At 57.1% G+C, this 22,551-nt stretch carries 18 protein-coding genes, 1 tRNA gene and 3 rRNA genes; 1 reads left to right on the top strand and 21 read right to left on the bottom strand.

What is annotated here, in order from left to right; genetic code table 11:
• Window positions 1-223 precede the first annotated feature (223 nt).
• From rrf to pepE, 11 genes are all read right to left on the bottom strand, one after another.
• Window positions 224-339, bottom strand: a 5S ribosomal RNA gene (gene rrf / locus ETEE_RS08670).
• A gap of 91 nt (window positions 340-430) precedes the next feature.
• Window positions 431-3,338, bottom strand: a 23S ribosomal RNA gene (locus tag ETEE_RS08665).
• A gap of 190 nt (window positions 3,339-3,528) precedes the next feature.
• Window positions 3,529-3,604: transfer RNA gene (locus tag ETEE_RS08660), tRNA-Glu, on the bottom strand.
• A gap of 83 nt (window positions 3,605-3,687) precedes the next feature.
• A 16S ribosomal RNA gene (locus tag ETEE_RS08655) occupies window positions 3,688-5,231 on the bottom strand.
• The 16S, 23S and 5S rRNA genes sit together here with 1 tRNA gene alongside, the layout of an rRNA operon.
• Before the next feature lie 375 nt (window positions 5,232-5,606).
• Complete coding sequence (hemG, locus tag ETEE_RS08650; RefSeq protein ID WP_034164582.1) at window positions 5,607-6,155, bottom strand: menaquinone-dependent protoporphyrinogen IX dehydrogenase; 549 nt, start codon at window positions 6,153-6,155, stop codon at window positions 5,607-5,609.
• Window positions 6,156-6,172: 17 nt separating this feature from the next.
• The gene (gene trkH / locus ETEE_RS08645; protein ID WP_012847041.1) at window positions 6,173-7,624 is read right to left on the bottom strand and encodes a Trk system potassium transporter TrkH; all 1,452 of its coding nucleotides are present in this window, start codon (window positions 7,622-7,624) and stop codon (window positions 6,173-6,175) included.
• 52 nt (window positions 7,625-7,676) lie between these two features.
• Window positions 7,677-8,291, bottom strand: coding sequence for an IMPACT family protein (locus ETEE_RS08640; protein ID WP_015869624.1), 615 nt, complete (start codon window positions 8,289-8,291; stop codon window positions 7,677-7,679).
• A complete protein-coding gene (gene pepQ, locus ETEE_RS08635; RefSeq protein ID WP_034164581.1) occupies window positions 8,291-9,622 on the bottom strand; it encodes a Xaa-Pro dipeptidase in 1,332 nt (443 codons plus the stop codon). Before pepQ ends, ETEE_RS08640 begins: the two co-directional genes overlap by 1 nt.
• A 142-nt stretch (window positions 9,623-9,764) precedes the next feature.
• Complete coding sequence (gene fre / locus ETEE_RS08630; protein WP_015869622.1) at window positions 9,765-10,466, bottom strand: NAD(P)H-flavin reductase; 702 nt, start codon at window positions 10,464-10,466, stop codon at window positions 9,765-9,767.
• A gap of 38 nt (window positions 10,467-10,504) precedes the next feature.
• Entirely contained in the window at window positions 10,505-11,992 is a 1,488-nt protein-coding gene (gene ubiD, locus ETEE_RS08625) for a 4-hydroxy-3-polyprenylbenzoate decarboxylase (protein ID WP_034164580.1), read from the bottom strand.
• A gap of 118 nt (window positions 11,993-12,110) precedes the next feature.
• A complete protein-coding gene (pepE, locus tag ETEE_RS08620) occupies window positions 12,111-12,836 on the bottom strand; it encodes a dipeptidase PepE (RefSeq protein WP_015869620.1) in 726 nt (241 codons plus the stop codon).
• A 250-nt stretch (window positions 12,837-13,086) separates the two neighbouring features.
• Here pepE and rfaH point away from each other — a divergent pair, with 250 nt between their 5' ends.
• Complete coding sequence (gene rfaH / locus ETEE_RS08615; RefSeq protein WP_034164579.1) at window positions 13,087-13,578, top strand: transcription/translation regulatory transformer protein RfaH; 492 nt, start codon at window positions 13,087-13,089, stop codon at window positions 13,576-13,578.
• A gap of 70 nt (window positions 13,579-13,648) precedes the next feature.
• On the opposite strand, the gene hemB is transcribed toward rfaH, so the two are convergent.
• The 10 genes from hemB to ETEE_RS08565 all read right to left on the bottom strand — a co-directional run bounded on the left by hemB (window position 13,649) and on the right by ETEE_RS08565 (window position 22,512).
• Window positions 13,649-14,671 carry a porphobilinogen synthase gene (gene hemB / locus ETEE_RS08610; protein WP_012847034.1) on the bottom strand — a complete coding sequence of 341 codons (1,023 nt, stop codon included), beginning with the start codon at window positions 14,669-14,671 and terminating at the stop codon, window positions 13,649-13,651.
• A gap of 15 nt (window positions 14,672-14,686) precedes the next feature.
• Window positions 14,687-15,469: a 3'-5' ssDNA/RNA exonuclease TatD gene (gene tatD, locus ETEE_RS08605; RefSeq protein ID WP_034164578.1), complete on the bottom strand. Its 783-nt coding sequence runs from the start codon at window positions 15,467-15,469 to the stop codon at window positions 14,687-14,689.
• 173 nt (window positions 15,470-15,642) lie between these two features.
• The gene (tatC, locus tag ETEE_RS08600; protein WP_034164577.1) at window positions 15,643-16,431 is read right to left on the bottom strand and encodes a Sec-independent protein translocase subunit TatC; all 789 of its coding nucleotides are present in this window, start codon (window positions 16,429-16,431) and stop codon (window positions 15,643-15,645) included.
• Entirely contained in the window at window positions 16,421-16,945 is a 525-nt protein-coding gene (tatB, locus tag ETEE_RS08595) for a Sec-independent protein translocase protein TatB (RefSeq protein ID WP_034164576.1), read from the bottom strand. The genes tatC and tatB overlap by 11 nt, the downstream gene beginning before the upstream one ends.
• A 3-nt stretch (window positions 16,946-16,948) precedes the next feature.
• A complete protein-coding gene (gene tatA, locus ETEE_RS08590; protein ID WP_012847030.1) occupies window positions 16,949-17,218 on the bottom strand; it encodes a Sec-independent protein translocase subunit TatA in 270 nt (89 codons plus the stop codon).
• 112 nt (window positions 17,219-17,330) lie between these two features.
• Window positions 17,331-18,962 carry a ubiquinone biosynthesis regulatory protein kinase UbiB gene (ubiB, locus tag ETEE_RS08585; RefSeq protein ID WP_034164575.1) on the bottom strand — a complete coding sequence of 544 codons (1,632 nt, stop codon included), beginning with the start codon at window positions 18,960-18,962 and terminating at the stop codon, window positions 17,331-17,333.
• Window positions 18,959-19,564 carry a ubiquinone biosynthesis protein UbiJ gene (gene ubiJ, locus ETEE_RS08580; protein WP_034164574.1) on the bottom strand — a complete coding sequence of 202 codons (606 nt, stop codon included), beginning with the start codon at window positions 19,562-19,564 and terminating at the stop codon, window positions 18,959-18,961. Before ubiJ ends, ubiB begins: the two co-directional genes overlap by 4 nt.
• Window positions 19,565-19,579: 15 nt before the next feature.
• Window positions 19,580-20,335 (bottom strand): bifunctional demethylmenaquinone methyltransferase/2-methoxy-6-polyprenyl-1,4-benzoquinol methylase UbiE, encoded by a 756-nt coding sequence (gene ubiE / locus ETEE_RS08575; protein ID WP_034164573.1) that lies wholly within the window; start codon window positions 20,333-20,335, stop codon window positions 19,580-19,582.
• Window positions 20,336-20,457: 122 nt separating this feature from the next.
• Window positions 20,458-21,822: a DNA recombination protein RmuC gene (gene rmuC, locus ETEE_RS08570; RefSeq protein ID WP_071844210.1), complete on the bottom strand. Its 1,365-nt coding sequence runs from the start codon at window positions 21,820-21,822 to the stop codon at window positions 20,458-20,460.
• Between the two features lie 147 nt (window positions 21,823-21,969).
• Window positions 21,970-22,512: a DedA family protein gene (locus tag ETEE_RS08565; RefSeq protein WP_045426466.1), complete on the bottom strand. Its 543-nt coding sequence runs from the start codon at window positions 22,510-22,512 to the stop codon at window positions 21,970-21,972.
• Between the last annotated feature and the right edge of the window lie 39 nt (window positions 22,513-22,551).

Here is a 22,551-nt window from a genome sequence, read left to right as displayed (position 1 = left end):
GGGCGGATCATCGGGGGAGATCCGCTAACGCCGGTGCGGCAGCGCCAGCGTCGCCGGGCGGATAAACCCAAGGCCCCCGGCTTTCAGACATCGCTTCCTAGACGTTCCGTTCTGCTCCACGGCCGGCGCCGCGGTTCGCCTCAGGAGTCACCCACTGCCCGGCAAAACCTCGATAAACAAAAAGACCCCATGCTTGCGCATGGGGTCTTTCCGTTTGTTTGATGCCTGGCAGTTCCCTACTCTCGCATGGGGAGACCCCACACTACCATCGGCGCTACGGCGTTTCACTTCTGAGTTCGGCATGGGGTCAGGTGGGACCACCGCGCTATCGCCGCCAGGCAAATTCTGTTTTACCAACCGCCATCACTGGCCATCGGTTCCAATCTTGAACAAGCTAAATTCGTCTCTCTAAAAACACCTTCGGTGTTGTAAGGTTAAGTCTCACGGATCATTAGTACTGGTTAGCTCAACGTATCGCTACGCTTACACACCCAGCCTATCAACGTCTTAGTCTTAAACGTTCCTTCAGTGGGCTCAAGGCCCAAGGGAAGACTCATCTCGAGGCAAGTTTCGCGCTTAGATGCTTTCAGCGCTTATCTTTTCCGCACGTAGCTACCGGGCAATGCAATTGGCATCACAACCCGAACACCAGCGGTGCGTCCACTCCGGTCCTCTCGTACTAGGAGCAGCCCCTCTCAATCTTCCAACGCCCACGGCAGATAGGGACCGAACTGTCTCACGACGTTCTAAACCCAGCTCGCGTACCACTTTAAATGGCGAACAGCCATACCCTTGGGACCTACTTCAGCCCCAGGATGTGATGAGCCGACATCGAGGTGCCAAACACCGCCGTCGATATGAACTCTTGGGCGGTATCAGCCTGTTATCCCCGGAGTACCTTTTATCCGTTGAGCGATGGCCCTTCCATTCAGAACCACCGGATCACTAAGACCTGCTTTCGCACCTGCTCGAGCCGTCACTCTCGCAGTCAAGCTAGCTTATGCCTTTGCACTAACCTCCTGATGTCCGACCAGGATTAGCTAACCTTCGTGCTCCTCCGTTACTCTTTGGGAGGAGACCGCCCCAGTCAAACTACCCACCAGACACTGTCCCTACCCCGGATCACGGGGCCAGGTTAGAACATCAAACATTAAAGGGTGGTATTTCAAGGTCGGCTCCATGCAGACTGGCGTCCACACTTCAAAGCCTCCCACCTATCCTACACATCAAGGTTCAATGTTCAGTGTCAAGCTATAGTAAAGGTTCACGGGGTCTTTCCGTCTTGCCGCGGGTACACTGCATCTTCACAGCGAGTTCAATTTCACTGAGTCTCGGGTGGAGACAGCCTGGCCATCATTACGCCATTCGTGCAGGTCGGAACTTACCCGACAAGGAATTTCGCTACCTTAGGACCGTTATAGTTACGGCCGCCGTTTACTGGGGCTTCGATCAAGAGCTTCGCCTTACGGCTGACCCCATCAATTAACCTTCCAGCACCGGGCAGGCGTCACACCCTATACGTCCACTTTCGTGTTTGCAGAGTGCTGTGTTTTTATTAAACAGTTGCAGCCAGCTGGTATCTTCGACTGGCTTCGGCTCCATCCGCAAGGGACTTCACCTACATGCCAGCGTGCCTTCTCCCGAAGTTACGGCACCATTTTGCCTAGTTCCTTCACCCGAGTTCTCTCAAGCGCCTTGGTATTCTCTACCTGACCACCTGTGTCGGTTTGGGGTACGATTCAGTGTTATCTGGAGCTTAGAGGCTTTTCCTGGAAGCAGGGCATTAACCACTTCAGCACCGTAGTGCCTCGTCATCACGCCTCAGTGTTAAAGATGACCGGATTTGCCAGGTCATCACACCTACACGCTTAAACCGGGACAACCGTCGCCCGGCCGGTCTAGCCTTCTCCGTCCCCCCTTCGCAATAACACCAAGTACAGGAATATTAACCTGTTTCCCATCGACTACGCCTTTCGGCCTCGCCTTAGGGGTCGACTTACCCTGCCCCGATTAACGTTGGACAGGAACCCTTGGTCTTCCGGCGAGCGGGCTTTTCACCCGCTTTATCGTTACTTATGTCAGCATTCGCACTTCTGATACCTCCAGCAGCCCTCACAGGCCACCTTCAACGGCTTACAGAACGCTCCCCTACCCAACAACGCCTAAGCGTCGCTGCCGCAGCTTCGGTGCATGGTTTAGCCCCGTTACATCTTCCGCGCAGGCCGACTCGACCAGTGAGCTATTACGCTTTCTTTAAATGATGGCTGCTTCTAAGCCAACATCCTGGCTGTCTATGCCTTCCCACATCGTTTCCCACTTAACCATGACTTTGGGACCTTAGCTGGCGGTCTGGGTTGTTTCCCTCTTCACGACGGACGTTAGCACCCGCCGTGTGTCTCCCGTGATAACATTCTTCGGTATTCGTAGTTTGCATCGGGTTGGTAAGTCGGGATGACCCCCTAGCCGAAACAGTGCTCTACCCCCGAAGATGAGTTCACGAGGCGCTACCTAAATAGCTTTCGGGGAGAACCAGCTATCTCCCGGTTTGATTGGCCTTTCACCCCCAGCCACAAGTCATCCGCTAATTTTTCAACATTAGTCGGTTCGGTCCTCCAGTTAGTGTTACCCAACCTTCAACCTGCCCATGGCTAGATCACCGGGTTTCGGGTCTATACCTTGCAACTAGACGCCCAGTTAAGACTCGGTTTCCCTACGGCTCCCCTATTCGGTTAACCTTGCTACAAAATATAAGTCGCTGACCCATTATACAAAAGGTACGCAGTCACACCCCGAAGGATGCTCCCACTGCTTGTACGTACACGGTTTCAGGTTCTATTTCACTCCCCTCGCCGGGGTTCTTTTCGCCTTTCCCTCACGGTACTGGTTCACTATCGGTCAGTCAGGAGTATTTAGCCTTGGAGGATGGTCCCCCCATATTCAGACAGGATAACACGTGTCCCGCCCTACTCATCGAACTCACAGCTGTGCACCTTCGTGTACGGGGCTATCACCCTGTATCGCGCGACTTTCCAGACGCTTCCACTAATGCACAAACTGATTCAGGTTCTGGGCTCTTCCCCGTTCGCTCGCCGCTACTAGGGGAATCTCGGTTGATTTCTTTTCCTCAGGGTACTTAGATGTTTCAGTTCCCCTGGTTCGCCTCGTTAAGCTATGTATTCACTTAACGATAGTGCAACGGATTGCACTGGGTTTCCCCATTCGGACATCGCCGGCTAATAATGCTTCATATCAGCTCACCGACGCTTATCGCAGATTAGCACGTCCTTCATCGCCTCTGACTGCCTAGGCATCCACCGTGTACGCTTAGTCACTTAACCTCACAACCCGAAGATGTTTCACTTCGTGCTGTAAGCATTTGAGAGACTCTCGAATCACTTATTAAAAGCAATTCGATTGTTTTCGAATTTTCAGCTTGTTCCAGATTGTTAAAGAGCAAAATATTGCAAACATGACTCGTAAGTCCGTTTTGCAATACTGTTGGCACCGTCTTTCACCCGATACCGCAAATGGCGTCCCCTAGGGGATTCGAACCCCTGTTACCGCCGTGAAAGGGCGGTGTCCTAGGCCTCTAGACGAAGGGGACACAAGGGTCGGCTTCGCAGACGCGTTTGCTCGAACATCTATCAGACAATCTGTGTGAGCACTACACAATTTCGTATTTTCAGGTAAGGAGGTGATCCAACCGCAGGTTCCCCTACGGTTACCTTGTTACGACTTCACCCCAGTCATGAATCACAAAGTGGTAAGCGCCCTCCCGAAGGTTAAGCTACCTACTTCTTTTGCAACCCACTCCCATGGTGTGACGGGCGGTGTGTACAAGGCCCGGGAACGTATTCACCGTGGCATTCTGATCCACGATTACTAGCGATTCCGACTTCATGGAGTCGAGTTGCAGACTCCAATCCGGACTACGACGTACTTTATGAGGTCCGCTTGCTCTCGCGAGGTCGCTTCTCTTTGTATACGCCATTGTAGCACGTGTGTAGCCCTACTCGTAAGGGCCATGATGACTTGACGTCATCCCCACCTTCCTCCAGTTTATCACTGGCAGTCTCCTTTGAGTTCCCGGCCGAACCGCTGGCAACAAAGGATAAGGGTTGCGCTCGTTGCGGGACTTAACCCAACATTTCACAACACGAGCTGACGACAGCCATGCAGCACCTGTCTCAGCGTTCCCGAAGGCACTCCCGTATCTCTACAGGATTCGCTGGATGTCAAGAGTAGGTAAGGTTCTTCGCGTTGCATCGAATTAAACCACATGCTCCACCGCTTGTGCGGGCCCCCGTCAATTCATTTGAGTTTTAACCTTGCGGCCGTACTCCCCAGGCGGTCGATTTAACGCGTTAGCTTCGGAAGCCACGCCTCAAGGGCACAACCTCCAAATCGACATCGTTTACAGCGTGGACTACCAGGGTATCTAATCCTGTTTGCTCCCCACGCTTTCGCACCTGAGCGTCAGTCTTCGTCCAGGAGGCCGCCTTCGCCACCGGTATTCCTCCAGATCTCTACGCATTTCACCGCTACACCTGGAATTCTACCTCCCTCTACGAGACTCTAGCTTGCCAGTCTTGGATGCAGTTCCCAGGTTAAGCCCGGGGATTTCACATCCAACTTAACAAACCGCCTGCGTGCGCTTTACGCCCAGTAATTCCGATTAACGCTTGCACCCTCCGTATTACCGCGGCTGCTGGCACGGAGTTAGCCGGTGCTTCTTCTGTAGGTAACGTCAATTGTGAGCGCTATTAACGTTCACACCTTCCTCCCTACTGAAAGTACTTTACAACCCGAAGGCCTTCTTCATACACGCGGCATGGCTGCATCAGGCTTGCGCCCATTGTGCAATATTCCCCACTGCTGCCTCCCGTAGGAGTCTGGACCGTGTCTCAGTTCCAGTGTGGCTGGTCATCCTCTCAGACCAGCTAGGGATCGTCGCCTAGGTGAGCCATTACCCCACCTACTAGCTAATCCCATCTGGGTTCATCTGATGGCATGAGGCCCGAAGGTCCCCCACTTTGGTCTTGCGACGTTATGCGGTATTAGCTACCGTTTCCAGTAGTTATCCCCCTCCATCAGGCAGATCCCCAGACATTACTCACCCGTCCGCCGCTCGTCAGCGGAGAAAGCAAGCTTTCTCCCTGCTACCGCTCGACTTGCATGTGTTAAGCCTGCCGCCAGCGTTCAATCTGAGCCATGATCAAACTCTTCAATTAAAAGCTTGATGCTCAAAGAAATTAAACTGTTTATTCGTAATGAATTAACTGCTGTCACTCTTCAAGACTTTAAATATTTTGGCATTCCGAGGAATGCTTAATACGAATCTTGCGAGTGCCCACACAGATTGTCTGATAATTTGTTAAAGAGCGTCGCCGTGAAAACCCGTTGAGTTATCACCGGCGTGGGCTGCGTATACTACGCTTTTCGCCCGCAGAGTCAAGCATTTATTTTTGCTTTCTCTGCCTGACTGGGCGACGAGTTGGTCGTTGTTCCCGGTCAGTGGAGGCGCATTATAGGGACTTCTCGCGACGAGACAAGTCTTAATTTTAAAATTTATATCGTTCGGTTTTTTTTTCAACAAAACCCAGGTTTTATGCAGTTTTTTTAGCTAACGTGCTCACGAAGCGAGCAAAATCACGGGCAAAACGATCGACCTGTTGCCAGTCCGTGTACTCGACCTCTTTTGTCGTATCGGTCTCACCGCCGGTCATCTTCATAATCATCTTAATCATGGTGCGATCCAGCCAGCCATAGCGCGGATAGCGCAGCGCACCGGCAAATACCACGCACTGGGCGGGTTTCCAGGGCGTCGACAGCAAAAACTTACGCGTATAGCCGTTCGTCTGCGGGGTTCGCTTCTCTGGCTTGCGCGCCGTCAGGTTAATGGCAAAAAATGCGCTCGGCATCGTATTCAGCCGCGGGGTATGGTCACTGGCAAAGCGGTACAGCGCGCGAGGAAAGTGGCCATAGCGTACCGCGGCGCCAATCGCCACCGCCTGGTAGGCGTTCAGGTCAATATCGCCTGCCTGTTCTAAATCCCGCAGCTCACAGTCCAACGTCTCAGACATCGCCGTCGCAATCGCGGTAGCGATCGCTTTAGTTTGTCCATCGTGGCTCGAATACAGCACTAACGTTTTCATCGTTGATCCCTATTCCGTCAGTTGCGCCAAAAAGTTGGCGTAAACAGCACCAATAATGTAAACACCTCCAGACGGCCAAATAGCATGGTCACCACCAAGATCCATTTAGCGACATCATTCATTGAGGTGAAGTTATCCGCCACGACCCCCAGCCCGGGGCCAAGGTTATTTAAGGTTGCGACCACCGCCGCAAAGGCAGAGAAATCGTCGACTCCGGTCGCAATGATCGCCAGCATGCTGATGATAAACACTAGCGCATAGGCTGAAAAGAATCCCCAGACGGCCTCCAGAATCCGCTCCGGCAGGGCGCGATTTCCCAGCTTGATGGTATATACCGCATTGGGGTGCACCAGCCGCTTGAGCTCACGTGACCCCTGTAGGAACAGCAGCAGAATACGGATCACCTTAAGCCCACCGCCGGTAGAGCCAGCGCAGCCCCCGATAAACGCAGAGCACAGCAGCAGCACGGGTAAAAACAGCGGCCATTTGGCAATGCTGTCGGTGGTGAAACCGGCGGTAGTCGCCATCGAGACCACCTGGAAAAAGGCCTGATTGAGCGTTTGCCATCCGCTGGCGTATACATTATGCAGCCACAGGACCAGCGTACAGACGCTGACCAGCGTCAGCTGCACGGCGATGAACATCCTGAACTCCGGATCGCGCCAATACACCCGGGGACTGCGCCCACTGAGAAAGGCAAAGTGCAGGCTGAAGTTACACCCGGAAATCAGCAGAAAAACGGCGATGATGGTATTAATGGTCGGACTGTTGAAATAGCCGATGCTGGCGTCATGGGTTGAAAACCCGCCGATGGCAATCGTCGAAAAGCTGTGCGAAATCGCGTCAAACACATCCATTCCCGCCCCCCACAGGGCGATAGCACAGGCGATGGTCAACATGACATAGATAAGCCACAGCGTTTTGGCCGTTTCGGCAATACGCGGGCGCATCTTGTTATCTTTAAGGGGGCCCGGCATCTCGGCCCGGTATAGCTGCAGGCCACCGACGCCAAGAATGGGCAGAATGGCCACCGCCAGCACAATGATCCCCATACCGCCGAGCCACTGTAGCATCTGCCGATAGAACAGTATCGCCTTAGGCAGCGCGTCTAGCCCGACCAGCGTTGTGGCGCCGGTCGTGGTCAAGCCGGAAAACGACTCGAAGAACGCATCGGTGACGCTAAGATTCGGGCGTTCTGAAAACAGAAACGGCAGCGCACCGACGCTGCCCAACACGGTCCAAAACAGCACGACGATCAGAAACCCCTCGCGCGGCTTCAGCTCATGCTTCTGTTTACGCTGGGGCCACCACAGCAGCATACCGATGCCGAGGGCGACAAAAAACGTTTCGACAAACGCACGCCCGGCGCCATCGCGGTAGATCAGCGCCACCAGTCCGGGGACAAACATGGTGCCGGAAAACAGGATGACCAGCAGGCCGACGATTCGAATGATGGCGCGAAAATGCATCCGGACACATTCCTTGCTCAATAAGCACTAAATAACGGGAGAGCGCGGATTATTACGAAGTCGCCTGTAATTGCAATGTTCCACGACTGGCGTTGCGCAATTTTTCATCCACATCGTCCTGACGGCCAAGTGGCAGGCTCAGCCGCAGCATCACCTGAGCAGAAAACGCGCTGTCAAGCACGCTACCGCCCGCCTGCGCCACAATCCCCTCCACCAGCGTCAGTTGGGCATAGTCACAGCACAGCGTATACGCTGCCATCGGCACCTTTTGCCGACGGACCAGCGCCTGCAACGCCTGCTGAACTCCGCTGCCGTAGGCCCTGACCAATCCGCCGGTGCCCAACTTGATCCCGCCGTAGTAACGCACGACGACCGCACACACCTCGCCTACGCCGCTGCCCATCAGCTGAGCCAGCATGGGTTTCCCCGCCGTGCCGGAGGGTTCACCGTCATCTGAAAAACCCAGCCGTTGGGTATCCTCCGGCGCACCGGCCACGAAGGCCCAGCAGTGATGGCGTGCATCAGGGTGTGCCCGTCGGGTCTCCTGAACGAACGCCTTCGCCGCGTCAACCCCCGGCGTGTGAGCCAGCAGCGTAATGAAGCGGCTTTTCTTGATCTCCTCACAGACGCTGACGGGCTGCGCGGGAACGGGGTACGGATGCGGCATCAGGCGAGATGCAGATCGCGCGTCATATTTTCTACGCCGTGCGCATGGAAGATCACATTATCCTCAATGCGAATGCCGCCATAGGGGCGCAGGGCGTCAATACGGCCACGGTTAAAGTGCTGGCCAAACTCACCCTCGAGCCAAGGCGCGAGCAGCGTATCGATAAAATAGAGGCCTGGTTCAATGGTCATTACCATGCCCGGCTCCATGATTCGGGTACAGCGCAAATAGGGATACCGATCCGGCGCCGCCATCTGCGTCCCCAGCTCGTCCTGCATAAAACCTGCTACATCATGCACCTGCAGACCAAGCGGGTGCCCCAGCCCATGCGGCAGGAACGGCGTGGTCAGCCCCTGGGTGACGGCCGCCTCATCGCTAATGCCGGTCAGAATATGATGATGACGCAGGATCGCAGCCAAACGCTGATGGAACTGTAAATTGTAGTCGGTATAACGCACGCCGGTCTGCAGCGTGGCAATTAACGCCTGCTGAGCCTGGTTCACCTCTGCTACCAGCGCGGCGAAGTCGCTCTGTCCGTTTGCCGCATAGGTACGCGTTAAGTCGGCTGCATAGCCATGAAACTCCGCTCCCGCATCGATCAGAAAACTGTGCATCTCAGACGGTGCACGCCGCTCTAAGTGCGTATAGTGCAGCACCGCGGCATGCCGGTTCAGGGCGATGATATTGTCGTACGGTACGTCATTCTCTCCCTGCCCGGTCGCGCTCAGATAGGCGAGGTTGATATCAAACTCGCTCATTCCTGCGCGGAAGGCCTCCAACGCGGCCTGGTGGCCATCCACGGCGATTTTCTGCGCCTCGCGCATACAGGCCTGCTCATACTCGCTCTTGTACGCGCGATGATAGTGCAGGAAATTCAGCACTGCCTGCGGGTTCTGATGCGCCTCGTCGATGCCAAGGCTGCGCGCCCGCTCAGCGTTCGGCCCGATATAGGCGACGTTGCCGCGCGCGGCGGGCAGCAGGGCAGCGATATCATCGGCATGACGCAGCGCCGTCATCTCTACCTGCTCGGTCCAAAATGCCTGCGGCAACGGCGAAACGCTGTGCCAATAATCCAGGGGAGAGTAAAACCACAGCTTGGGCTTATTGACGCCATCGATCCACAGCCAGCAGTTCGGTACCTGGGTCACCGGCACCCAGGCTTTAAAATGCGGGTTGATCTTGAAAGGGTAATCCTGATCGTCCAAGAAACGCGCGATGGGTTCACCGGAGTGAATCAGCAGCCCATCCAGCTGATGGCGTTCCAGAATGGTACGCGCGCGCTGCTGCAGCGTAGCGAGGTGCTTCGTATAGAGTGAGGCCAGAGTGTCCATGTCATTACCCTTTACAGACGTCGATTGGCGTCATCTTAGCACAGGGTATTGCACAAAACTCCCCCTTGGCGGTAAGGCGGTCAGGGGGCTAAGTGCCGCGGCGCCGTCCCCATGCATACGATACGACGCCGCGCCTCACGCATCAGATAAAGGCAAAGGCATCGCCGTAAATATGCTCTGGATTGGCCTCACGCTCGGCACAAAAGCGCTCCCGAGCAATCTTAGCCATCTCGAAACGTCCGGCGATATAGATATCGTGCTGGGCCAATGAGCCAAAGTCCTGCATCACGGCGCTGATCACCGTGCCGCTCCGCCCTTGCCAATCGGCATCCGGTTGCTCTACGGTCGGGATTATCTTCAGTTGGGGATAGCGCGCACTCAGCGCATACAGCTCATTGAGATCATACAGATGCTTCAGCTCGCGTCCGCCCCAATAGAGAGAGATCTCCCGCTGCGGCTGCTGAGACAGCGCCATCAGCAGAATCGAGCGGGTATAGGAGAAACCGGTGCCGCCGGCGATCAGTACCAGCGGGCGCAGGCTGTCTTCGCGCAGCCAGGCATCGCCATGAGGCATATCGACGCACAGCGTGCGATCCTGCAGAATGCGATCCATGACGGCCATGGCGTAGAGATTAAGCTCCGAAGCGCCGATGTGCAGTTCAATACAATCGCTCTGCAGCGGCGTGGATGCCATAGAGAACGGGCGCTTATCCCGCTCATCCATCACGACCATCAGGTATTGACCGGCGCGAAAATCGACGGCACGCTCCGGCACCAAACGTACGCGGTACACGGTATCCGTGATGGCATCTACTGAAGTAACTTTACAGCTCAACGTTGTCATGTGATTACTCTATTGGGTCATTAGCGCAGCGCTCAGGCTCACTGCGCATCCTTGTCGTTAGCAAAAATGTCCAATTCATTCCACAGGGTATCTACCCGCGCGCGTACGGCTTCATCCATCACGATGGGATGCCCCCACTCCCGCTGGGTTTCTCCCGGCCACTTGTTCGTCGCATCCAGCCCCATCTTCGAGCCCAGGCCAGACACCGGCGAGGCAAAGTCCAGATAGTCTATCGGGGTATTCTCGATCAACAGCGTATCACGCGCGGGGTCCATTCGCGTCGTCAGCGCCCAGATCACATCCTGCCAATCACGGGCATTGATATCATCGTCACAGACAATCACAAACTTGGTGTACATAAATTGACGCAGAAATGACCACACCCCCATCATCACCCGCTTGGCGTGTCCCGGATACTGCTTCTTCATCGTCACCACCGCCATACGGTAGGAGCACCCCTCAGGCGGCAGATAAAAGTCCACGATCTCCGGAAACTGCTTCTGCAGCAGAGGGACGAACACCTCATTCAGCGCCAGCCCCAGCACCGCTGGCTCATCGGGAGGGCGGCCGGTATAGGTCGAATGATAAATCGGCCGATCGCGCTGCGTCAGGTGAGTCACGGTGAATACCGGGAAGCGCTCCACCTCATTATAGTATCCGGTATGGTCGCCATAGGGGCCCTCTGGCGCCGTCTCCCCCGGTTCAATGTAGCCTTCCAAGACGATCTCGGCGCTGGCCGGAACCTCTAAATCGCAGGACAGGCATTTGACGACCTCGCTTTTATGACCACGCAGCAGCCCGGCGAAAGCGTATTCCGACAGCGAGTCCGGCACCGGCGTAACCGCCGCGAGCAGCGTGGCCGGATCGGCGCCGAGCGCCACCGCCACAGGAAAGCGCTCACCGGGATGCGCCTGGCACCACTCCTGAAAATCGAGCGCGCCGCCGCGATGGGACAACCAACGCATGATGAGCTTATTTTTACCCAGTACCTGCTGGCGATAGATCCCCAGGTTTTGACGCGACTTACAGGGGCCTCGGGTCACCGTTAACCCCCAGGAGACCAGCGGGGCAACATCCTGCGGCCAACAGTGCATCACCGGCAGCGTGGCCAGGTCGACATCGTCGCCTTGGAGTACCCGCTCCTGACAGGGCGCCTTGGACAGACGCTTGGTCGGCATATTTAAGATCTGCTTAAACTGCGGCAGCTTCTCCACCAGGTCGCGAAACCCTTTCGGCGGATCCGGTTCCTTCAGAAAAGCCAGCAGCTTACCGACATCACGCAGCGCACCAACCTCCTCCTGCCCCATGCCCAGAGCCACCCGCTGTGGCGTACCGAATAGGTTACACAGCACGGGAATATCGTAGCCTTTGGGATTTTCGAACAGCAGCGCCGGGCCACCGGCGCGCAGGGTGCGATCGGCAATCTCGGTCATTTCCAGATAGGGATCGATGGACTGTTGGATACGCTTTAATTCACCCCGCTGTTCAAGCAAGGCAATGAACTCACGCAAGTCACGGTATTTCATAGCATTCTTATCGATTCGGGTGAAGAACCCATTATAAGCGTTCTTCACCCGACTTGCTGTACTTTTGTTACAATCGAGTAACTCATACGGCAAGAAATGCGTCGCTCGCAGCGCCCGTTTAACGGCAGTGGAACGGCACCAGCGCAGCTAAAGCCTGCGTATCATGGTACTCGCGTGTCTCCTCGCCGTGGCGAAAGACCTTGTAGCCCTGCGCTTTGGCGCTGTAATACTGCAGGGTTTCACCGCTGACGTGCAGCAGGCTGCCTTCGCGCAGGGCGATTACGGACTCGCTGGGGTTCACGGCGCAGAATTCGGCGATACGCTCATCGCGCGTTTCCCCCATATGTCCGCTGAGATGGGCATCGATATAGTGCGGGTTAATCTGCACCGGAAACAGCCCCAGCGATGGCAATACCACGCTGTTACGCACCGGCATATCATTCGTAGTACGGATGCTTGGCGTAGCCACGTTACAGCCGGCGCTCCAGCCAATATAGGGAATACCGCGCTCACGTACCGCACGCTGGATCGGCACGATCAGCCCATTCTCATGCAGCATCTGGTTCAGCACCCAGGTATTACCGCCGCTGATCAGGATACACTCCGCCTCTTCCAGCGCCTTGACCGGATCGGCGTGGTGATGAATGCTCTCCACGGTAATTCCCAGCGAATGCTCCAGCTCAGCGGCACGGGCATCATAGCTGCTGCGGATCAGGGCATATGGGATAAGCAGAGCCCGGCGGATCTTCTTCTCCAGCAGCATCGACTGGATCATTCCTTTGGCATAGCCCAGCAGCTCAGACTCACCGGATACTTTGCCATTACTCAGTAAAAATAACTCCATGATCTCCCCCGAGGTAGTGCGTAGCCGCCGTCGAACGTCACCCGATGGTGCCCGCCGGCGATACGCGGTCATTTTTCCCGGCCTTTATAACTAAACATCCGGCTCATTGATGTGATCTTATGCCGGCCCTGGGGAAAAAAGCAGGTCACAACGCGCAGTTGGTGAGCAAATGTGCACATGCCGACGCACGTCGCTTCTGCGGGCAGCCGTGAATATGCTAGGCTGCGCGGTATGAGAGGAGTATGAACGTATGGAATCCTGGTATTTGTTGTATTGCAAACGGGGCCAGTTAACGCGGGCGCGTGAGCACCTGATGCGTCAGGAGATCCCCTGTGTTATCCCCATGATCACCCTGGAAAAGGTCGTACGGGGCAAACGCACGCAGGTGCAGGAACCCATGTTCCCCAACTACATGTTTATTGAGCTGGATCCTGAGCGGATCCATACCACTACGGTACAGTCGACCCGCGGCGTTAGCCACTTTGTCCGCTTCGGTAAGCTGCCCGCCACCGTGCCCTTTAGTATCGTTAAGCAGCTGATGATGGCACCTGCGCCGATGGCGATCGCGCCGCAAACGCCGATCCCCGGCGATAGGGTGCGAATTACCCAGGGAGCCTTCAGCGGCATGGAAGCGATTTACCGCGAAAGCGACGGGGAAAAGCGCGCCATTTTACTGCTTAATCTGCTGAATCAAGAGGTGAGCCATACGCTGAGTAACAGCGCGTTTGAAAAGATCCTTTGAGTCGACCGAATATATCGGCAACAAAAAGCCCGCATCCGCGGGCTTTTTACTTTATCGCCGTCAGAAAGACTCAGCGAGTCATCTCCGCATCATGCAGCCACTGCGCCACACGCTTGGCAAAATAGGTCAGCACGCCATCGGCGCCCGCACGCTTGAAGCAGATCAGGGACTCCATGATCGCCGGCTTCTCCTGCAGCCAACCGTTCTGGATCGCAGCCATATGCATGGCATACTCACCGGAGACCTGATAGGCAAAGGTCGGCACGCCAAAGGTATCTTTCACCCGGCGTAATACGTCCAGATACGGCATACCCGGTTTAACCATCACCATATCGGCCCCCTCCTGCAGATCCTGAGCCACCTCCTGCAGCGCCTCATCACCGTTGGCCGGGTCCATCTGATAGGTCTTCTTGTTGCCGCCCTTCAGGTTCCCTGAGGAGCCCAGTGCATCACGGAATGGGCCGTAGTAGCAGGAGGCATACTTCGCGGAGTAAGCCATGATCTGGGTGTTGACCAGCTTTTGGCTCTCCAGCATGCTGCGGATAGCGCCAATGCGGCCATCCATCATATCGCTCGGCGCCACGATATCGGCGCCGGCCTCGGCATGGGACAAGGCCTGACGCACCAGGATCTCTTTAGTGATATCGTTGACGACGTAGCCGTCCTCATCGATCACGCCATCCTGACCGTGGGTCGTATACGGATCCAGTGCGACGTCGGTTAAGATGCCAAGCTCAGGCACCGCATCCTTCAGGGCCCGCACCGCGCGCTGCACCAAACCATCGCTGCTGTACGCCTCTTCGGCATACAGGGATTTTTTATCCGTACCGACCACCGGGAACAGCGACAGCACCGGCACGCCCAGCTTAGCGACGGCCTCGGCCTCACGAACCAGGACATCGATGGTCATGCGCTGAACTCCCGGCATGGAGGATACCGCCTCCTGATGGTTATTCCCCTCCATCACAAACACCGGATAGATCAGATCGTCAACCGTCAGCACGTTTTCGGCACACAGACGGCGACTAAAATCATGCCGGCGCAGACGGCGCAGGCGGCGCCCCGGAAAGGCGCCTGGAAATGCATAGCTCACGGTAATCTCCTCTACTTATGCCAGCCTAAACAGTTGGCGGGCATTGTTTTCAGTCACCTGCTTCAGCCAGCGGGCATCCTGTTGACGCCAGCGGGCCGCCTGCTCCGCGATGTGGGGCAAAAAGCAGGGTTCATTACGCCGCGACTTCGGTTTGGGTTGTATATCGCGCGGCAATAAATAAGGGGCATCCGTCTCCAGCAGCAATCGATCAGTGGGAATATGCGGCAGCAGCGCCCGCAGGGGCATGCCTCGCCGTTCATCGCAGATCCAGCCGGTAATGCCAATATACAGCCCCAGCGACAGGCATGCATCCAGCTCGTCACGGGTACCGGTAAAACAGTGCAGTACGGCACCGGGAAGACGACTCAGCCAGGGACGCAATAGCGCGATAAACCGCGCGTGGGCCTCCCGGCAGTGCAGGAATACGGGTTTCCCGATCCGGGCTGCCAGCGCTAACTGCGCCTCAAAGGCCACCTCCTGCTGCGCCGGCGTCGAGAAGTTACGGGCAAAATCCAACCCGCACTCGCCGACGGCAACGACCGCCGACGAACTCAGCAGCGGCTCAAGATCGGCGGCGCTGTTTTCGCTCCAGCAATGGGCATCGTGGGGATGCACGCCGGCCGTCGCCCAGCAAAAGTCAGGATATGCCTGTGCCAGACGCAGGGCCTGCGCGCTTTCCGTCAGGCTAGTACCGGTAATTATCATACCATTTAATCCCGCCTGACGCGCCCGGGCAACCACCTGCGGCACATCGCCACTAAACTGGCCGTTGGTCAGATTGACACCGATATCCAGCATCGGTCTACTCCTCCTAATGCTAAGAGCGCCACTCCGCCACGGAGGTGGCATCCACGACGGCTCATTCCAGCAGCGTAGCTGCACATCGGCACCGAGACAACAAGAGCCATCGCCTGCGTCCCCGCCAAAACACACAGGCCGCCCCAAGGGCGGCCTGTGAAGTGAAGGGAGAATCAGCTCGCTTTGGGCTGCTCTTCATCGTGTGACGCTTCGTCTTCGTCCTCTTCTTCCGGATCGCGACGGCGCTTGCCGACATAGAAGCGAGCGAAGAAGACGCCGACTTCAAACAGCAGACACATCGGGATCGCCAGCAGCGTCTGCGAAAATACGTCCGGTGGCGTCAGCAGCATACCAACGACGAAGGCGCCGACGATAACGTAGGGCCGCTTTTTCTTCAGCTCTGCCGGGGTGGTCACGCCGGTCCAGCACAGCAGAATGATAGCAACCGGCACCTCAAACGAGACGCCAAACGCCATAAACAGCGCCATGACAAAGTCGAGGTAGTTATTGATATCGGTAGCAATCGTCACCCCGGCTGGCGCGGTTTTGGCAAAAAAGCCAAACGCCAGCGGAAAGACCACAAAATAAGCAAACGCCATGCCGATATAGAACAGCAGCGTACTGGAGACCAGCAGCGGCGTCAGCATCCGGCGCTCATGCTTGTACAGCGCCGGCGCCACAAAGGCCCAGACCTGATACAGGATAAACGGCGCGGAGACAAAAACTGACACAATCATGGTCAGCTTAATCGGCGTAAAGAAGGGGGACGCCACGTCGGTCGCGATCATGCTGGCACCGTGCGGCAGCTGATTGATCAACGGGGCAGAAACCAGATGGTAGATATCGTTGGCAAAGTAGACCAATGCCAGGAATACCACCAGGATACAAATAATTGCATTCAACAGCCGCTTACGCAGCTCGATCAAATGACTAATCAACGGCTGGGTATCTTCAACGGCCATGCTGCGCACTATCGTGAGAGGTGGAAGGAGAAGATGCGGGCTGCGCGCTGGCAGTCACGGCATCGGCGTGGGTGGAGGGGGCGGCCTGCGCAGCCGGTGCTTCCTGCACCGCGCTCTGACGCGGCGCGAGCGCTGCGTCAGCCTCCGGCTTGGGCATATCCGCATGAGGGATCGTTTCCGCCGCCGAAGGCTCCTTTTCCGTATCGGATCCAGTGATCTCTGAATGATAACTGCGTTTCATTGATTCGGCCGCCTGCTTCAGTTCATCCATGGAGGCCTTCAGCTCCGGCGTCAAATTCTGCAAGCCGGCCGATTCGGCCTTCTTGAGACTGTCCTGCAACTCCTGCAGCTTCAATTCTTGCGACAGTTCGTTCTGAACCGACGTTGCCAACGAGCGCAGCGCCCTGATCCATCCCGCCACCGTACGCACCGCTACCGGCAACCGTTCCGGCCCAAGCACCACCAGGCCGATGACCATTACCAGCAGCAGTTCACTAAATCCGATGTCAAACACGGTTTACACCTGCTCTTTATTCTGACTCTTGGACTCTTCTTTCTTCACTTCAGGCTGCTGCTCAACGATCGATTTGAAATCTGCATCCTGAGGTGCCGCACTGCTGTTTGCATTGGTGGAGGGAGGCGTTTTTTCTTCATCGCCAATGGCTTTCTTAAAGCCTTTGATCGATGCGCCCAGATCCGAACCCAGAGTACGCAGCTTATTGGTGCCAAACAGCAACACCACGATCACTGCAATAATCAACAACTGCCAAATGCTGATACCGCCCATTTTTACTCACCTCTATCGCAAGGGGTTATATTCGTGACGCCGCATTATACGGTACACATCGTCATTTTGAACGCCTTTCGGCCTTCGACATCTCCCTAATTCGGGGTATGGATCACCGGGTATAACGCCAGCCTGCGAGCCAGATCACGACTCCAGCAACATACAGCCCTATCGGCCAGAGCGCAATATTCGCCATGGTCAGGATGGTACCACTGAGCAACAGGGTTGCGCCAATACCGAACAGATAGCGCGCGCGTCCCTGTCTGTTGCCCTGCTGTCCCAGGCGGTGCGTCATGCTATCCATGCTGTGCTGTAGGCGACGCTGCTGCTGCAGGCTGTCATACAGCAGCTCCGGCAGCTCCGGCAGCTTCTCGCTCCAGTAGGGCGCCTTAGCCTTCAGCGCCCGCATCAGCGCCGGCAGTCCGACCTGATCGTGCAGCCAGTTCTCCAAGAAGGGTTTGGCCGTGGTCCACAGATCCAGCTGCGGATACAGCTGACGCCCCAGCCCCTCGACGTACAGCAGCGTTTTCTGCAGGAGCACCAGCTGAGGCTGAACCTCCATATTAAAACGCCGTGCGGTATTGAACAGGTTGAGCAGCACGTGGCCAAACGAAATCTGATCCAGCGGCTTCTCAAAGATCGGCTCACATACGGTGCGGATAGCAAACTCGAACTCTTCAACATTGGTATCCGGCGGTACCCAGCCCGAGTCGACGTGCAGCTCTGCAACCTTACGGTAATCCCGGTTGAAGAAGGCAATAAAGTTTTCAGCCAAATAGCGCTTGTCCGCCTTGTTCAGGCTGCCGACAATGCCGCAGTCAATCCCGATATACTGCGGATCCTGCGGGTGTTCATAGCTGACAAAGATATTGCCCGGATGCATATCGGCATGGAAGAAGCTGTCGCGAAACACCTGGGTAAAAAAGACCTGCACCCCACGCTCAGCCAACAGCTTCATATTGGTGTTCTGCGCGTGTAGCGCCGCGATATCGGATACCGGCACCCCGTAAATCCGCTCCATCACCAGTACCGACTCACGGCAGTAGTCGGAAAACACCTCCGGCACATACAGCATCGGACTGGCATCGAAGTTACGCCGCAGCTGGATCGCATTCGCCGCCTCGCGCAGCAGATTCAGCTCATCCAGCAGGGTCTTTTCGTACTCGCGAACGACCTCGCGCGGCCGCAGTCGGCGCCCGTCAGGCAGCAGCTTAGGCACCCATCCCGCCAGCCGGTACATCAGGCGCACATCCGCCCGGATAATCGGCTGAATGTCGGGGCGGATCACCTTAAGCACCACCTCTCGGCCATTCTCACGCAGCGTCGCGGTATGCACCTGCGCAATGGAGGCCGACGCCAGCGCCTGGCTGTCAAAGTCGTCAAACCACTGTTCCAGAGGCCCTCCCAGCGCGGCCTCAATCTGCCGCCGCGCCAGCGCACCGTCAAACGGAGCAACTCGATCCTGCAGCAGCGCGAGCTGATCGGCGATGGCCGGCGCAAACAGATCGCGCCGGGTCGACAACATCTGGCCAAACTTGATCCACACGGGTCCCAGTGTCTGCAACGCTAGGCGCAACCGCTCTCCCAGCGGCTTGTCCCTGTGACGGTTACGCATCCAGAATAGGCAGCGACGCCCGATACGCAGCGGCAGGGTAATCCGCATTGGGGGGATCAGTTCATCCAGGCCATAGGCGAGAAAAACCCGAATAATCAGGCAAAGTCGGCGCAGTTCGCTGGGCGTCATACACATTTCTCCAGTCGGGCAAGACGCTGTTCAAACGCCGACGCCTGGCGTTGCAGGGCAGCGACCTCCTCCTGAAACCAGGTAAACTCCAGCGTACCGGGCGCTAAACGCCACTCCTCAATCAGCGCATCGCGCGCGTAGTGGCGCTGACGCCGCAGGGATCCCTGCAGGGCACGCCCGCCCCGCTGAGCGGCGGAGCACAGCCCCTGTGCCACAATATCACCGGTATAGGGTGCCAGCAGCTCAGCCGGCGCCCACTCGGCCAAATCCAGCAGAGTAACCAGCTGCTGCACGACCTGAATATCGCCATCGACGCGCAGCTCACCGCGCTGCATCAGCGCCGCCAGCTGGCGGCGGTCGCGCAGCTGGGACAGCACGGACAGCCGCGTCGTCACCTGACAATCGACGGCGCCCTCCCAGAGGGCCAGCACATCGACCTGGCGCTGGCTAAAGATCAGGAAAAAAGGATCCTCCAGCTCCGCCAGCGAAATCTGCAGCACCCGGCCAGCCAGACGCTGGCGGGCAGACTGAAGCGCGCGATCCCGATACAGCGCAGCATTCAGCGCCGTTTCCAGCAGCGCCGTGCACAAAGGGGTCAGCATGCCGATTCCTTCAGATTAAAATTTGTAGCCACGGTGCAGAGCCACGATACCGCCGGTCAGGTTATCGTAGGTGGTATTTTCAAATCCGGCCGACGCCATCATTCCCTTCAGGGTCTCCTGATCCGGATGCATACGGATGGACTCCGCCAGATAGCGGTAGCTGTCGCCATCGTTCGCCACCATCTCACCGATACGCGGCAGAATATGGAAAGAGTAGGCGTCATAGGCCTTGCTCAACGCGGCGAGCTGGGGCTTGGAAAACTCCAGCACCAGCAGACGTCCCCCCGGCTTCAGCACCCGGAACATGGAGCGCAGCGCCTTGTCTTTGTCCGTCACGTTACGTAGGCCAAAGGCGATGGTAATGCAGTCGAAATAGTTCTCAGGGAACGGCAGCGCCTCCGCGTTGGCCTGCACGTAGTTCAGGTTGCCGGCGATCCCCATGTTGCGCAGCTTTTCCCGCCCGATCTTCAGCATCGAATCATTGATATCGGCCAGTACCACTTCCCCCTGCTCGCCGACCATACGCGAGAACTTGGCGGCCAAATCGCCGGTACCCCCGGCCAGATCGAGAACGCGCTGCCCCTGTCGTACGCCGCTGCAGTCAATGGTAAAGCGTTTCCACAGGCGGTGAATACCGAATGACATCAGGTCATTCATCAGGTCGTACTTGCCCGCCACGGAGTGAAACACCTGCGCTACTTTCCCCGCCTTATCGGCGGCGGCGACGGTCTTGTAACCAAAGTGAGTGGTTTCCGGCGTTTGATCTACCATTTCTTTCCTTAGCCTAAAATTGGTGGTCGCATGGCCTCCGCATGCGGCGCGGAAGCCTCAACGTCGCCCTCTGCGGGCAACACAGTGTCAACGATAGGGTGGAGCGCGGACGGCACGGGCCCTTACTGCACAGAGGGAGTCCCATGATGCGCCACCATCTCGCCGGATACCGCTGCGGGCTCTCCGTCCTGTGGCGGCTGGCAGGCTTCTTGTGCCAGCGCCGGGCTGATCGGACGTTTAACCTCCACGCCCAGCCCGCGAAAACTTTCCACTTGGCCTATCAGGTTACCACGCCCGTGGCTCAGTTTGTTCATCGCCTGGCGATAACTTGACTGGGCCCGCTCCAGACTTTGCCCCAGTGTAGACATATCATCGACGAACAAGCGCACTTTATCGTATAGCTTGGCGGCACGATCAGCGATTTTTTGTGCATTTTGACTTTGGTACTCGTAGCGCCATAAATTATTGATGGTGCGCAAAGCCACCAGCAATGTAGTCGGGCTTACCAACATAATATTGTGACGCAGCGCCTCACTGATCAGCTCGGGATCGCGCTCGATCGCTGCCAGAAAGGCCGGCTCGAGGGGGATAAACATCAGCACATAGTCCAGGGTGCGCAGACCGGGTAGCCGCTGATAATCCTTACGCCCCAGCTGGCGAATATGAGCCCGCAGCGACAGAATATGCTGCTGCAGCGCCAGCTCACGCTCGTGCTCATCCTCCGCGTTGAAAAAGCGCTCATAGGCCACCAGCGACATTTTGGCATCCACCACCACATCTTTTCCCTGGGGTAGGTGTACCACCACATCCGGCTGCATGCGCCCGCTCTCCTCCGTTTGCACGCTGACCTGAGTGCGATATTCATGCCCCTCACGCAGGCCGGAGGACTCCAGCACCCGGCTCAGCACCACCTCGCCCCAGTTGCCCTGCATCTTGTTGTCCCCCTTCAGCGCACGCGTCAGGTTAAGCGCCTCGCGCGCCATCTGGGCGTTCATCTGCTGCAGGCTGCGAATCTCATGGGTCAAGGTGTGACGCTCGCGGGCCTCCTGGCCAAAGCTCTCGTTGATCTGGCGGCGAAAGCCATCGAGCTGTTCGCGCAGCGGCGTCAGCAGGGCATCGAGACTCTGCCGATTTTGCGCCTCGACCCGCCGACCGCTGTGCTCAAAAATACGGTTAGCCAGATTCTCAAACTGGACATTCAGGCGCTGCTCCGCGTTCAGCAGCAGACGCTGCTTCTCTTCTGCGCCCATGCGCGTCTCCTCCAGCCGGATCGTCACCTCGCGCAGCTCAGCCTCCTGGGCGCTATTGACGTCACGCTGAGCGCGTAGTTCCTGGTTTAGACGCTCACATTCTTCGTGCCACAGCCGCTGCTGGGCTATCCGCTCCTGGGCGGCGGCGAGCTGGCTATCCAGCGCGCCCAGCGCCTGCTCATGGGCAACCCGCGCCTGCTGCGCCCGCAGGGCCGCCGCCAACCAACCGATAACCATCCCGGCCAGCGATGCCGCCAGTATCCAAAGCGTTACGTTCTCCACCCTGCCTCTCCCCGTGAGATCCCTGCCCGACACGGTAATCAGCAGCTGTATGGATGTCCAGAGATTACCCGTTCAGAATGCGAAACGGCGCACAGCAAAATGTTACCCGATCCACTGGCCCAGCCAGCGGATGCCCAGCATGCCCGGTGCCAGAATCCCCGCACCCCAGATCAGCGCAGACAGCAGGTTGGCCAACTGAAAATAGCGCTGCCGCATGGCGCAAATCCCGGCGACCAGCGGCACGGCGGCCCGCAGGGGCCCCAGGAAACGACCAAAGAAGACCCCCCAAAACCCCCAGCGCGCAAAGTAACGGTGTCCACGCTGCAGTATCTGCGGGCTACGCGACAGCGGCCACATATGGCTGATCTGATGCTGATAATGGTAGCCAAGCCAATAGGAAAGCCAGTCGCCCAAAAAGGCGCCGACCGCCGCCGCCAGCCAGACAGGGACAAACGGAACGCCGCCCTCACCCAGCAGGGCGCTCAGCGCAAAGAGGATCACCGTCGCCGGCAGTAAAAGGGAGATAAAGGCCAGCGATTCACCAAAGGCCAGGAAAAATACCAGCGGCACCGCCCAGCCCTGATGCAGGCGGACAAACTCGATGGTGCCTTGAATAAGGCTGTCTAGCACGCCCTTACTCCTCATACGACGGTCAAGCGTCCAGCTTACCCGTAGTCACCCCGA

Origin of the sequence: Edwardsiella anguillarum ET080813 (assembly GCF_000264765.2) — a bacterium.
GTDB lineage: Bacteria > Pseudomonadota > Gammaproteobacteria > Enterobacterales > Enterobacteriaceae > Edwardsiella > Edwardsiella anguillarum.
Note: the sequence above shows the minus strand (reverse complement) of the source record. Positions and strands in the feature narration are given on the sequence as shown.